Source organism: Bartonella sp. EBT8 (genome assembly GCF_055796165.1).
The window spans coordinates 207,422-221,229 of the sequence record NZ_JBTTDJ010000002.1; the positions used below are offsets into that span (position 1 = coordinate 207,422).

13 protein-coding genes and 1 pseudogene are annotated in these 13,808 nt (G+C 39.6%); all 14 read left to right on the top strand.

Going from position 1 to position 13,808, the window contains the following annotated elements; translation table 11 throughout:
• Positions 1-136 precede the first annotated feature (136 nt).
• The 14 genes and pseudogenes from tpiA to lipA all read left to right on the top strand — a co-directional run bounded on the left by tpiA (position 137) and on the right by lipA (position 13,806).
• Complete coding sequence (gene tpiA / locus AC0QT4_RS02750; RefSeq protein WP_473200195.1) at positions 137-901, top strand: triose-phosphate isomerase; 765 nt, start codon at positions 137-139, stop codon at positions 899-901.
• Between the two features lie 81 nt (positions 902-982).
• Positions 983-1,438, top strand: coding sequence for a preprotein translocase subunit SecG (gene secG / locus AC0QT4_RS02755; protein ID WP_473200196.1), 456 nt, complete (start codon positions 983-985; stop codon positions 1,436-1,438).
• A 129-nt stretch (positions 1,439-1,567) separates the two neighbouring features.
• On the top strand, positions 1,568-3,196 hold the full coding sequence (locus AC0QT4_RS02760; RefSeq protein ID WP_473200197.1) for a CTP synthase: 1,629 nt from the start codon (positions 1,568-1,570) through the stop codon (positions 3,194-3,196).
• A gap of 36 nt (positions 3,197-3,232) precedes the next feature.
• Positions 3,233-4,069 carry a 3-deoxy-8-phosphooctulonate synthase gene (gene kdsA / locus AC0QT4_RS02765; protein WP_473200198.1) on the top strand — a complete coding sequence of 279 codons (837 nt, stop codon included), beginning with the start codon at positions 3,233-3,235 and terminating at the stop codon, positions 4,067-4,069.
• A gap of 68 nt (positions 4,070-4,137) precedes the next feature.
• The gene (gene eno / locus AC0QT4_RS02770; protein ID WP_473200199.1) at positions 4,138-5,406 is read left to right on the top strand and encodes a phosphopyruvate hydratase; all 1,269 of its coding nucleotides are present in this window, start codon (positions 4,138-4,140) and stop codon (positions 5,404-5,406) included.
• A gap of 90 nt (positions 5,407-5,496) precedes the next feature.
• The gene (locus AC0QT4_RS02775) at positions 5,497-5,904 is read left to right on the top strand and encodes an NINE protein (protein ID WP_473200200.1); all 408 of its coding nucleotides are present in this window, start codon (positions 5,497-5,499) and stop codon (positions 5,902-5,904) included.
• Between the two features lie 228 nt (positions 5,905-6,132).
• Positions 6,133-6,234, top strand: a pseudogene (locus AC0QT4_RS02780) (FtsB family cell division protein); the annotation flags it as partial.
• A 46-nt stretch (positions 6,235-6,280) separates the two neighbouring features.
• Positions 6,281-6,688, top strand: coding sequence for a TM2 domain-containing protein (locus AC0QT4_RS02785; protein ID WP_473200201.1), 408 nt, complete (start codon positions 6,281-6,283; stop codon positions 6,686-6,688).
• Positions 6,689-6,862: 174 nt separating this feature from the next.
• Positions 6,863-7,192: an FtsB family cell division protein gene (locus AC0QT4_RS02790; RefSeq protein WP_473200202.1), complete on the top strand. Its 330-nt coding sequence runs from the start codon at positions 6,863-6,865 to the stop codon at positions 7,190-7,192.
• 128 nt (positions 7,193-7,320) lie between these two features.
• Positions 7,321-8,361 carry a pyruvate dehydrogenase (acetyl-transferring) E1 component subunit alpha gene (pdhA, locus tag AC0QT4_RS02795; protein ID WP_473200203.1) on the top strand — a complete coding sequence of 347 codons (1,041 nt, stop codon included), beginning with the start codon at positions 7,321-7,323 and terminating at the stop codon, positions 8,359-8,361.
• Between the two features lie 16 nt (positions 8,362-8,377).
• The gene (locus tag AC0QT4_RS02800) at positions 8,378-9,751 is read left to right on the top strand and encodes a pyruvate dehydrogenase complex E1 component subunit beta (protein ID WP_473200204.1); all 1,374 of its coding nucleotides are present in this window, start codon (positions 8,378-8,380) and stop codon (positions 9,749-9,751) included.
• Positions 9,752-9,765: 14 nt separating this feature from the next.
• Positions 9,766-11,094, top strand: a complete 1,329-nt coding sequence (locus AC0QT4_RS02805; protein ID WP_473200205.1) for a pyruvate dehydrogenase complex dihydrolipoamide acetyltransferase — start codon at positions 9,766-9,768, stop codon at positions 11,092-11,094.
• Positions 11,095-11,310: 216 nt separating this feature from the next.
• Positions 11,311-12,771 (top strand): dihydrolipoyl dehydrogenase, encoded by a 1,461-nt coding sequence (gene lpdA / locus AC0QT4_RS02810; protein WP_473200206.1) that lies wholly within the window; start codon positions 11,311-11,313, stop codon positions 12,769-12,771.
• A gap of 72 nt (positions 12,772-12,843) precedes the next feature.
• On the top strand, positions 12,844-13,806 hold the full coding sequence (lipA, locus tag AC0QT4_RS02815; RefSeq protein WP_473200207.1) for a lipoyl synthase: 963 nt from the start codon (positions 12,844-12,846) through the stop codon (positions 13,804-13,806).
• The last annotated feature ends 2 nt before the right edge of the window (positions 13,807-13,808 follow it).

Here is a 13,808-nt window from a genome sequence, read left to right on the forward strand (position 1 = left end):
GCATGCGTTATTATCAAAGCAGTAACGGAATTTGCAATAAAGATGCGAAAGATGCAAGCTTAAAGACTTGCTTTCGCTTTATAATTTGATACCTAAGGGATGAAGGATATGTTGTGATAATTTCTGAGGTGAAAATATGTCTCCAAATATTCGGCCTTTTGTTGCTGGAAATTGGAAAATGAATGGAACCGGTGAATCGCTTGGAGAGTTGCGTGCCATTGCTGCTGGTGTTAGCACTGATTTAGGCTATTTTCTTGAGGCGCTTATTTGTGTTCCAGCAACACTTTTATCGCGGGCTTCTGATACGTTGGGTGGTACAAATCTTCTTTTAGGGGGACAAGATTGTCACTGTGATGATCATGGCCCTTATACTGGGGATGTTTCAGCTTTTATGCTTAAAGAAGCAGGGGCAACCCATGTCATTATTGGGCATTCAGAACGTCGCACGGTTTATCAAGAAAATAATGCAATTGTTTGTACTAAAGTGCAAGCGGCATGGCGAACAGGTCTTGTTGCTCTTGTTTGTATTGGTGAAACATTAGAGGAACGTAAAAGTAATAAGGTGCTAGACATTCTCAAGCAACAGCTTGAGGGATCTTTGCCAGATGGTGCAACAGCAGGGAATGTCATCATTGCTTATGAACCAGTATGGGCTATAGGGACAGGCAATACGGCTACTTCAGCAGATGTAGCAGAAGTGCATAGTTTTATTCGTAATGAGATGTGCGCTCGTTTTGGTCATGAAGGAAACAAGATACGTTTGCTTTATGGTGGGTCAGTAAAACCATCTAATGCATTTGAGCTTTTGAGCACCGAGCATGTTAATGGTGCTCTGATAGGTGGAGCAAGCTTGAAAGCGATTGACTTTTTAACCATTTGCGATGTCTATCGTAAATTATAACAAAGGAATCTTGGTTTTCCCTTGGATTATGTGCTATTTTTGTGTAAAGAGCCGTGAAAAGTTATTTAAAGAGCAGGGTTTATGCAAACAGTATTTATAGTTATTCATTTTTTGGTTGTTATTACTTTGGTTGGTGTTATCTTAATTCAACCTTCGGAAGGTGGCGGGTTTGGTGCGAGTAATGGTTCTGGGTTGATGAGAACACGCGGGTCCAAAAATCCGTTAACACGTTTGACTGCTATTTTGGCATGTTGTTTTTTTGCAGTGTCCATTGGACTTACCGTTGTGGGGAGTATATCGAATTCGAGTTCTGATATTCTCAAGCGTATTCCGGTTAACTCAGAAAAGAACTCTAAAAATAAAGGGATTCCGGAAGTGACCCCATCATCAGATGGTAATTCTCAGCCTTCTATTCTTGAACAGCTAGGAGGAACTTCTGCTCCATCTCAGGAACAAAAAGAGCCTATAAATCCTGAAATTGAAAACCCCGTTCCGCCGGTTCTTGAAAATCCAGTTCCGGATAATGGTAAAAAATAGTCTTTTTAAGAAATTATAGATTTTAAGAAAGGTGATTTTTTCACCTTTTTTGTTTTATAGAGGAAAAATTATTTTTTTTTGCATTTTTTGCTGGAAAAATTTGTATAAACTGCTTATCACCATAAGCCCATGACACGTTATGTTTTTATTACTGGTGGTGTGGTTTCCTCTCTTGGGAAAGGTATTGCTGCGGCGGCGTTAGCTGCACTGTTACAGGCTCGTGGGTATCGTGTACGGCTTCGCAAACTTGATCCTTATTTGAATGTTGATCCAGGGACAATGTCACCTTATCAACATGGTGAGGTGTTTGTGACCGATGATGGTGCAGAAACTGATCTTGATCTTGGCCATTATGAGCGTTTTACGGGGCGTTCTGCAAATAGCCAAGATAATATTACAACAGGGCGTATTTATCAAAATATCATTGAACGAGAACGACGCGGTGATTATTTGGGGGCAACCGTTCAAGTTGTACCTCATGTTACCGACGAAATTAAGGGATTTATTACGACGGGGAATGAGGAATTTGACTTTGTTTTGTGTGAAATAGGTGGAACGGTTGGTGATATTGAAGCAATGCCTTTTCTAGAAGCGATTCGTCAGCTTCACAATGAATTACCAAGGAACAGTGTTATTTATGTCCATCTTACATTAATGCCTTATATTCCTTCGTCTGGTGAATTAAAAACCAAACCAACGCAACATTCCGTCAAAGAATTACAATCGATTGGTATAGCGCCCGATATTTTGTTAGTGCGTGCAGATCGTTCTATTCCGGAAACAGAGCGAAGCAAATTATCACTTTTTTGTAATGTTCGTTCAAGTGCAGTTATTCAGGCATTGGATATGCCAACAATTTATGATGTTCCCATAGCTTACCATAAAGAGGGGTTAGATTCAGAAGTTCTGGCTACTTTTGGAATGAATCCAGCACCTAAGCCTAAGATGGATCATTGGGAAGATATTACACATTGGATTCACCATCCTGAAGGGGAAGTAACAATTGCTGTTGTTGGAAAATATATCGGATTGAAGGATGCTTATAAATCTCTTACCGAAGCGATTGCCCATGGTGGTTTAGCCAATAAAGTGAAGGTTAATATTGAATGGATTGATGCAGAGATTTTTGAAAGAGAAGATCCAACATCTACTTTACAAAAGGTTCATGGAGTTCTGGTACCTGGTGCTTTTGGGGCACGTGGTGCAGAAGGAAAAATGCGAGCCATTCAATTTGCACGGGAACGTAAAGTTCCCTTTTTAGGGATTTGTTTTGGAATGCAATTGGCTTGTATAGAAGCTGCACGCAATATTGCAAAGATTGAGGAAGCTTCATCAAGTGAATTTTGCCAAACAAAAAATCCGATTGTGGGTTTGATGACAGAATGGTTCAAAGGGGAGGTTCTTGAGCAACGTACACACTGTAGTAATCTTGGAGGGTCAATGCGTCTTGGTGCTTTTCCCGCTGAATTAAAAGAAAATAGCCATATTGCCAAGATTTACGGGATAACAAGGATTAATGAGCGACATCGTCATCGTTATGAGGTCAATATCGATTATAAAGACAAACTAGAACAGTGTGGTTTAATTTTTTCTGGTATGTCTCCCGATGGTATTTTGCCAGAAGCAATAGAATATGCAGATCATCCTTGGTTCATTGGTGTCCAATACCATCCGGAACTGAAATCACGTCCATTTGATCCACATCCACTTTTTTCTTCTTTTATTGAAGCAGCTATAGAACAAAGTCGATTGGTTTAGTACATCAATGAGATTGTTTACTTTTTGAGGAATAGAATGTCTAAACCAAATACCATTGTGAAAGTTGGAAATGTTGTTTTTTCAAATAAAGCTTCTTTTTCATTAATTGCGGGGCCATGTCAAATGGAGAGCCGAGATCATGCCTTTGAAATGGCTGGTCGGATTAAGGCAATTGCAGATCAAGTTGGCATTGGATTTGTTTATAAATCGAGTTATGATAAAGCCAACCGAACATCTTTGGGTGCGGTACGGGGCATCGGTCTTGAAAAAGCAATGGCTATTTTTTCTGATTTGAAGAAGGAATTTGGTTGTCCAGTATTAACTGATGTCCATACAGAAGAGCAATGCACGATTGTTGCTTCTACAGTAGATATTTTGCAAATCCCTGCGTTTTTATGTCGTCAAACAGATCTTTTGATAGCGGCTGCCAAAACGGGGCGCATTATCAATATTAAAAAAGGTCAATTTTTAGCGCCGTGGGATATGGAGAATGTTTTAAAAAAAGTTACACAAAGCGGGAATCCGAATGTTATGCTTTGTGAACGAGGGACTTCATTTGGTTATAACCGGCTTATTTCTGATATGCGTTCATTGCCTATTTTACGTTCATTTGGTGCTCCTGTTATTTTTGATGCAACGCATTCTGTTCAAGAACCCGGTGGTCAAGGTGTTTCATCTGGTGGACAGCGTCAATTTGTCGAAGTTTTGGCGCGTGCAGCTGTTTCTGTTGGGGTCGCAGGTGTTTTTTTAGAAACGCATCAAGATCCAGATAACGCGCCTTCTGATGGACCTAATATGGTTAAAATTGATCATTTACAAAGACTTCTTGAGACTTTAATGGAATTTGATTATTTATCAAAAAAGTTACATTGAAGAGAGAGGGTATTTTTCATTATGGCGTTTAAAATGAATCAAAACTTTTGCTGGATAAGGACACACGCATGACTATAATTGTTGATATCATTGGACGTGAGGTGCTTGATAGCCGAGGGAATCCAACAGTAGAAGTTGATGTTCATTTGGAAAACGGAGCTTTTGGTCGCGCTCTTGTCCCTTCAGGGGCATCGACAGGGGCCCATGAAGCTGTAGAGCTTCGTGATGGTGGTGTGCGCTATCAAGGAAAAGGCGTTGAGAAAGCAGTTGCCGCAGTCAATGGTGAAATTCTTGAGGAACTTGGTGGGAGAGATGCAAGAAATCAAATGGCCATTGATCAAGCAATGATCGCCTTAGATGGGACACCCAACAAAGCACGTCTTGGTGCTAATGCCATTCTCGGGGTTTCATTAGCTGTTGCAAAGGCAGCGGCAGAATCATTAAGTTTGCCTTTATATCGTTATATTGGTGGTATACAGGCGCATGTTCTTCCGACACCAATGATGAATATTATTAATGGTGGAGTTCACGCTGATAACCCAATTGATTTTCAAGAATTTATGATTATTCCTATTGGTGCATCGACACTAAAAGAAGCAGTCCGCTACGGTGCGGAGGTTTTTCATACATTGAAAAAACGTTTGAAGGATGCAGGACATAATACTAATGTTGGTGATGAAGGTGGTTTTGCACCCCAATTTAAAAGCGCGGAGCAGGCAATTGATTTTATTATAGAATCTATAATAGCGTGTGGATATAAACCAGGTGAACAAATTGCGCTTGGTTTAGATTGCGCTTCAACAGAATTGTATAAAGACGGATCATATTTTTATAAAGGTGAGGGTAAGTGTCGTTGTATTCAGGAACAAGTAGATTATTTGACACACCTTGTTGAAAATTATCCCATTATTTCAATTGAGGATGGAATGGCTGAAGATGATTGGGAAGGTTGGAAGTTACTTACGAATTCGGTTGGTAAAAAATGTCAGCTTGTTGGCGATGATTTGTTTGTAACAAATTCGACGCGTTTGCGTGATGGTATCAAAATGGGTGCTGCCAACTCTATTCTTATTAAAGTGAATCAGATTGGGACTTTGAGCGAGACGCTTGATGCTGTAGAAACAGCACATAAAGCAGGCTATCATGCCATTATATCTCACCGTTCTGGCGAAACGGAAGATTCTTTTATTGCAGATCTCGCTGTTGCAACAAATTGTGGGCAGATTAAAACCGGTTCGCTTGCACGTTCAGATAGATTAGCAAAATATAATCAGCTCATTCGTATTGAAGAAATGTTAGGGGAACAGGCATGTTATGCGGGTAATGTGCAGCGTTGAGTTATGAGCTTAAGATTTTAAATTGTAACCTCATTCAGATGATAAGATTTAACTGTAAGATATGTATTCAACATTTTATAGGTGCTAAAGATGAGAGGTATAATTATTAGTCAAGATCAAGGGACTTATCTCGTTTCTGGTGATGATGGTAAGCGTTATCAGTTTGCAACTTGGGATTGGTTAGGGAAGAATCCTCCCAGAGTAGGTGATGCTGTTGATTTTTTATGTGTAGGTGAGACTGTAAATTCTGTTTTCCCATTATCGCAACAAGATTCAGAACCTTCAAAACCAATGTTAGCACTCATTTGTTGGTTTGCTGGTGTATTTGGTGTTCACCGTTTTATGGTTGGTAAAGTGAGAACAGGTGCTTTAATGCTTATTCTATCTTTGACAATTGCTGGGCTGATGCTTACAGGGATTTGGGCAATTGTTGACTTTATAGTTATTGCCTCTGGGAAGTTTACTGACAAAGATGGAAAGCAAATTACACGTTGGTAGAAGCTGTATGTTGTAATATAAGAGTGTAAAAGCAGGTATTATTACTTATTTTGTTGTATTAAATATGCAACAATCAGTTGCTTCTATCTATTTTTGATAGTGAAATTACGCATAGTTGATTAAAAGTATTGAAAAAGACAGTATTATTCTCTATCGTCACAATAAAGAGACAATACAGTTAAAGTATGATTTGTCTCAGGCACTTATGGCGATAGAGAATTTTAGAATATTGGGGGGATTTTAATCTATTTAAGATATCGCATTTATTACGGTGAGTACGGATTGTATTCACGCAGTGATGTTAATTGGCATATTATCAAAATAGAAGAAATTCCTTTATAAGAACATGTGAGTAACAATTTTATAGGTGGTAAAGATGAGAGGTAGAATTATTAGTCAGGATCAACAAATTTATCTCGTTTTGGGTGATGATGGTAAGCGCTATCAATTCTCGAATTGGGATTGGTTAGGAAAGAATCCACCGCAGGTGGGTGATGCTGTTGATTTTGTGTGTGAAGGGGATACCATTAAATCTGTTGTTCCTCTTTTGGTGCAACAAGTGTCAGAACACTCACAAGTGGTGGCTGGGGTTGTTTGTTGGTTCTTCGGTTTATTAGGAATTCATCGCTTTATAGTTGGTAAAGTTGGAACGGGCATTTTAATGCTTGTTCTGTCTTTAACGGTGATTGGATTGATTGTGACTTTGATTTGGAGAACTATTGATTTTATATTCATTGTAACGGGGAAATTTACTGACAAAAATGGATATAGAGTTACAAATTAGCAAACGCCAAGAATTGTAATATAAAAGGAGATCACATAATTTCCTTATAGGGAGGTATTCAGAATATAATAACAATTTTTTATGAGTGGGGGGATGGTAATGGGCTATTAATTAAAATTATGTACAGTTGGGCAAAATATTAAGAAGATTGTGCTATAAAGACTGTGCTATTTTATGTGGACAAAGCAAAAACGCCGATCAATCAAAGTACGCTTTGTGCTCCCCCTTATGACTATGGGAGTTTTAAGCTATTTTAGTTATCATATTTACCATGGTGAGTATGGGCTGTATTCGCGCACTGAAGTTAATCAACAGATTGTCGAATTAGAAGAGGAACTTCATAAAGTGGAATCCGAAAGAATATCTATTGAGAAGCGTATTTTTCTTTTACGCAATGGGCATATTGAAAGAGATATGTTGGATGAGTATATCCGGAAGAATTTAAATTTTTCTAAGCCAAATGAATTAACAATACTCACCCCTTTCAATGATATGAAAAGTTAATGAGACAGGGTTTGATTTCAGAAATACTTTAACACAGATCATCTGTGATGTCATCTAAGCTGATTGATAATGCTTGTAACTTTTGTTCGTAAAGGTTATTCCTAAATAATCATAAAAGGGAGTTTAATATGGCAGAAAGGTCTAAAAAAGGTTCTGCGTCGGTGGTGCACACTGCATTATCAAACACTACAAAAAAAGCACCAAGAGCCACTTTTACAAAAGAGGAAGAGATTGATGCTTATCGTGAGATGCTTTTAATTCGCCGTTTTGAAGAGAAAGCAGGCCAACTTTATGGTATGGGGCTTATTGGTGGGTTTTGTCATCTCTACATTGGGCAGGAAGCTGTTGTTATTGGAACACTAAAAGCAGCAAAAGAAGGCGATCAGGTTATCACATCTTATCGTGATCATGGACATATGTTGGCGGTTGGTATGAGTCCGCATGGTGTCATGGCAGAATTAACGGGGCGTCAAGGTGGGTTTTCCAAGGGGAAAGGGGGCTCAATGCATATGTTTTCTAAAGAAAAGAATTTTTATGGTGGACATGGTATTGTTGGTGCACAGGTTCCGATTGGCTCCGGTTTAGCATTTTCGAATCAGTATCTTGGCAAAGATAATGTGACCTTAGTGTATTTTGGTGATGGAGCTGCTAATCAGGGGCAGGTTTACGAAAGTTTTAATATGGCTTCGCTTTGGAAGCTTCCTGTTATTTATATTATTGAAAATAATCAATATGCTATGGGAACATCAGTTGCGCGTGCTTCGGCAGAGACTGATTTTTCTCGTCGTGGTCTTTCTTTTGAAATTCCAGGTATTGTTGTTGATGGTATGGATGTTCGAGCAGTAAAAGGAGCTGCTGATGAAGCAATCTCTTGGGCGCGTTCGGGTAAAGGGCCAATCATTCTCGATATGCAGACTTATCGCTATCGTGGTCATTCGATGTCTGATCCAGCAAAATATCGTACCAAGGAAGAGGTTCAAAAAATAAAAGAAGAACACGATCCAATTGATCAGGTGAAAGATCGGATTCTTAAACAAAGTTGGGCGAGTGAAGACGATTTAAAGTCTATTGATAAAGAGGTACGTGCGATTGTTGCGGATGCGGCAGATTTTGCGCAAAGTGATCAAGAGCCAGATGTTTCTGAGCTCTATACTGATGTTTTAGTTTGATGCGAGGGAAGCGAGTATGTCTATTGATATTTTGATGCCTGCGCTTTCACCAACGATGGAAGAAGGTAAATTGTCTAAGTGGCTCAAGAAAGAAGGTGATAAAATTAGCTCTGGTGATGTGATTGCCGAAATTGAAACTGATAAAGCAATGATGGAAGTAGAAGCCGTTGATGAAGGCACTCTTGGGAAGATTTGTGTTTCTGAAGGTTCTGAAGGTGTAAAGGTTAATACTGTTATTGCGGTATTATTAGAAGAAGGTGAGAGTGTTGAGGATCTTTCACAAACTGCTAATTTTTTAGATTTGCAACAAAAATCCAAAGAGGAATCTTCGTCTCTTTCTGCGGTGGTGCAAGCATCTTCTGCTTCTGAGCATAGTTCTGATTTCGATATTCCAGTGGGGACTTCGATGGTTACCATGACAGTGCGTGAAGCACTTAATCAGGCTATGGCGGAAGAGATGCGGCGTGATGAGATGGTTTTCTTATTGGGAGAAGAAGTAGCACAATATCAAGGTGCTTATAAAGTAAGCCAAGGTTTATTAGAAGAATTTGGTGCACGCCGCGTTATTGATACACCCATTACAGAACATGGGTTTGCAGGATTGGCTGTTGGTGCTGCTTTTGGGGGGTTGCGTCCTATTGTTGAGTTTATGACATTTAATTTTGCTATGCAGGCGATTGATCAAATTATCAACTCTGCGGCGAAAACCCGTTATATGTCTGGTGGGCAAATGACTGCTCCGATGGTTTTTCGTGGTCCAAATGGTGCGGCGGCGCGTGTTGGTGCCCAGCATTCTCAGTGTTATGCGGCATGGTACAGTCATGTGCCAGGGCTTAAGGTTGTCATGCCTTATAGTGCTGCAGATGCAAAAGGTTTGCTAAAGGCTGCGATTCGTGATGACAACCCTGTTATTTTTCTTGAAAACGAAATTTTATATGGTCATCAATTTGAGGTTCCTCAAATAGATGATTTTGTTTTACCTATTGGTAAGGCGCGTATTCATAAATCTGGACAAGATGTCACGATTGTTGCTTGTGGGATTGGGATGCATTATGCCGTTCAAGCGTTGTCAGAAATTGAAAAACTTGGTATTGACGTTGAATTAATTGATTTACGGACCATACGTCCAATGGATCTTCCAACAATTGTTTCTTCAGTTAAAAAAACAGGTCGTTTGGTAACAATTGAAGAGGGGTATCCTCAGTCATCTGTTGGAACTGAAATAGCAACACGTGTTATGCAGCAAGCTTTTGATTATCTTGATGCACCAGTTGCTACAATTTCTGGTAAAGATGTTCCGATGCCTTATGCTGCTAATCTTGAAAAATTGGCTTTGCCCAGCATTGCTGAGATTGTTGACGCTGTTAAGGCTGTGACTTATAGAATGTAACGGAGGAAAGCACTATGCCCATTAAAATTACAATGCCTGCGCTTTCCCCAACGATGGAAGAAGGGCATTTATCAAAATGGAATGTTAAGGTTGGGGATAAGGTTTCCACTGGTGATGTTATTGCTGAAATTGAGACAGATAAAGCAACAATGGAAGTAGAGGCCATTGATGAAGGGACAGTTGCTAAGATCGTTGTTCCTGCTGGTACGCAAGGCGTTAAAGTAAATAGTTTGATTGTTGTTTTAGCAGAAGAGGGTGAAGATTTAGCTGAGGCGGCAAAGGTTGCACAAGAAACACCTTCCTGTTTTTCGGTCAAAGAAACAGAGGAGATAAAACAAACAGATCTAAAGACAATCCAGATATCTGATGGATCATCAGTTCAACAAGTCGTACAGCGAGATAAAAAGGATATGCGTCTTTTTTCCTCTCCCTTAGCGCGGCGATTGGCAGCTCAGTTTGGTTTTAATTTATCACTTATTTCTGGAAGCGGTCCTCATGGGCGTATTATTAAACGCGATGTAGAAAAAGCCTTGAGGAGTGGTACTCTTGAAGATTCTGATTCATCACAAATTAGACAATCCATAAGAACAGGTGCGTCTGACGAACAGGTATTGAAGCTGTTCAAAGAAGATGAATATACATTCACTCCCCATAATAATATGCGTAAAACAATCGCTAAGCGTTTGGTTGAATCAAAGCAGACGGTACCACATTTCTATGTGACGCTCGATTGTGAACTCGATGCGTTATTGGTCCTTCGTACGCAATTGAATGCTGCTGCACCAATGATTAAGACGCAAGAAGGGATTAAGCCCGCTTATAAGCTTTCTGTGAATGATATGGTTATTAAAGCTGTAGCGCTTTCTTTAAAGGCGGTTCCTGATGCTAATGTCTCTTGGCTTGAAGATGGAATACTCCATCACAAACATTGTGATGTAGGTGTGGCAGTTTCTGTTCCGGATGGGTTAATTACCCCCATTGTTCGCCATGCAGAGGAAAAATCTTTATCCATTATTTCTCATGAGATGAAAGATTTTGTCAAGCGTGCACGTGAGCGCAAGTTAAAAATGGAAGAATATCAGGGAGGAACGACAGCTGTATCAAATATGGGAATGTATGGTGTGAAAAGTTTTTCTGCTATTCTTAACCCACCACATGCGACAATTTTTGCGATTGGTGTAGGGGAACAACGTGCTGTTGTTAAAAATGGCGCATTAGGTGTTGCGACAGTCATGTCAGTTACACTTTCTGCTGATCATCGTGCTGTTGATGGTGCTTTAGCAGCAGAGCTTGCGCAGACTTTTAAGAAGATAATTGAAAATCCATTAGCAATGCTTATTTGAGCTGTTTAAAAATACTTCATGTAAATTATGTGTGAGTATAATATGTTAGAATGGTAAAAGTGATTAAAAAAAATTTTAAGAGCAATTTTTAAGTGAGCGAAGGTCTTTTATGTGAAGCTTTGAATTGAAAGACACAAGAAAATTTTGTCATAATGTTTTTTATTTTAAGCTTAAAGAGTTCATATCTGTTTTGTCTATATCCATGGAGGGATTACTGTGGCGAATCTTTATGATGTAATTGTGATTGGATCAGGTCCTGGTGGATATGTAACTGCAATTCGTGCGGCGCAATGTGGTTTTAAGACTGCAATTGTTGAACGTGAACATCTTGGTGGAATTTGCTTAAATTGGGGTTGTATTCCAACCAAAGCGCTTTTGCGTTCAGCAGAAATAAAGCATTTTGCTGAACATGCGAAGGATTATGGTTTAAAGCTTAATGGTAAGATTGAAGCAAACATTAAAGATGTTGTGGCACGTTCGCGTGGAGTTTCAGCGCGTTTAAATGCTGGTGTCGGTTTTTTAATGAAAAAAAACAAAATCGACATTATTTGGGGTGAAGCAAAGCTTATTAAGGGAACTAAAGGAAACCAACCTGCGGAAATTATGGTTTCTTCATCGTCTAAACCGATTATGCAACCGCAAAGTCCAGTCCCTAAAGGGACATTAGGAGAGGGGATTTATCAAGCAAAGCACGTTATTATTGCAACTGGTGCACGTCCTCGCTCTCTTCTGGGTATTGAGCCAGACGGAAAGCTCATTTGGACTTATTTTGAAGCGATGATTCCACAGGCAATGCCGAAGTCACTTTTGATAATGGGGTCTGGAGCAATTGGTATTGAATTTGCCTCTTTCTATCATGATATGGGAGCTAAGGTTACTGTTGTTGAAATGATGCCTTATATCATGCCTGCTGAAGATATTGAAATTTCAACCTTTGCTCGTAAACAGTTAGAAAAAAAAGGTATACGCATTCTCACACAGGCAAAAGTAACCAAAGTTGAAAAAGCTTCTGATTTTGTTACAGCACATATTGATGTGAAGGGTAAGACAGAAATAATTACAGCTGATCGGATGATTTCAGCTGTTGGAATTCAAGGTAATATTGAGAATCTAGGATTAGAAGCATTGGGTATAAAAACGGATCGCGGGTGTATTGTAACCGACGAATGGAGTTGGACAGGTGTCGAGGGTATCTATGCTATTGGTGATGTTGCTGGTCCTCCTATGTTGGCACATAAAGCAGAAGAAGAGGGCGTGATATGCATTGAACATCTTGCAGGCTTGGAAAATGTTCATCCGCTTGATAAGAGGAAAATTCCAGGATGTACATATTGTACACCGCAAGTTGCATCTGTAGGGCTTTCAGAAGCTGCTGCAAAAGAAGCAGGTTATGATATCCGTGTTGGTCGTTATACCTTTTCAGCGAATGGCAAAGCGATTGCTTTGGGTGAAGACCAAGGATTAGTGAAAACTATTTTTGATAAAAAAACGGGGCAGCTTCTTGGTGCACATATGGTAGGAGCAGAGGTAACAGAATTGATTCAAGGTTTTGTTATTGCCATGAATCTTGAAACAACCGAGCAAGAATTGATGCATACTGTCTTTCCACACCCGACATTATCGGAAATGATGAAAGAAAGTGTATTGGATGCTTATGGTCAAGTTTTAAATGCTTGATGGCTAGATTGTATGAAAGATTTTATATTTAATTTTTCATTGTCATTCTATATTGATAGGGCAAAGGCTTAAATGGTTACGGTTGTTGATAGAGTTACGAATAGACGTTTGCGTCATCCTGAAAAAGCACACCGTCCGGATACAAGCATTCAAAAAAAACCAGATTGGATTCGGGTAAAAGCACCGACATCACAGGTCTATAAAGAAACGCATGGTATTGTGCGCACTCATAAATTAGTGACCGTATGTGAAGAAGCCGGTTGTCCCAATGTTGGCGAATGCTGGAGCCAGCGGCATGCCAGCTTTATGATTTTAGGCGAAATATGTACGCGGGCTTGTGCATTTTGCAATGTTGCGACAGGTATTCCGCTTGCTGTTGATGATAATGAGCCAGAACGTGTGGCGGATGCTGTAGCACAGATGGCTCTAAAACATGTTGTCATTACATCAGTTGATCGTGATGATCTTGCTGATGGTGGTGCTGAGCATTTTGCAAAAGTTATTGATGCGATTCGTCGAAAAACTCCCAAGACGACAATTGAAGTTCTTACACCTGATTTTCGCCATAAGGATGGCGCTTTAGAAGTTGTTGTTGCTGCTAAGCCTGATGTTTTTAATCATAATTTAGAAACCGTTCCTTCTAAATATTTAAAAGTTCGTCCAGGAGCACGTTATTTTCATTCAGTTCGGCTTTTGCAACGCGTTAAAGAACTTGATCCAACGATCTTTACAAAATCAGGAATTATGGTTGGTCTTGGAGAAGAGCGAAATGAAATTCTTCAATTAATGGATGATTTGCGTTCTGCTGATGTTGACTTTATGACAATAGGGCAATATTTGCAGCCTACGCGCAAGCATCATCCAGTTATTCGTTTTGTGCCTCCTGAAGAATTTGAGTCTTTTGCCAAAATTGGTAAAGTGAAAGGTTTTTTACATATGGCTTCCAATCCTTTGACGCGTTCATCTCATCATGCTGGCGATGATTTCGCGATTTTACAAAAAGCACGTGCTGAGAAATTTACCTTACAGAGATAATT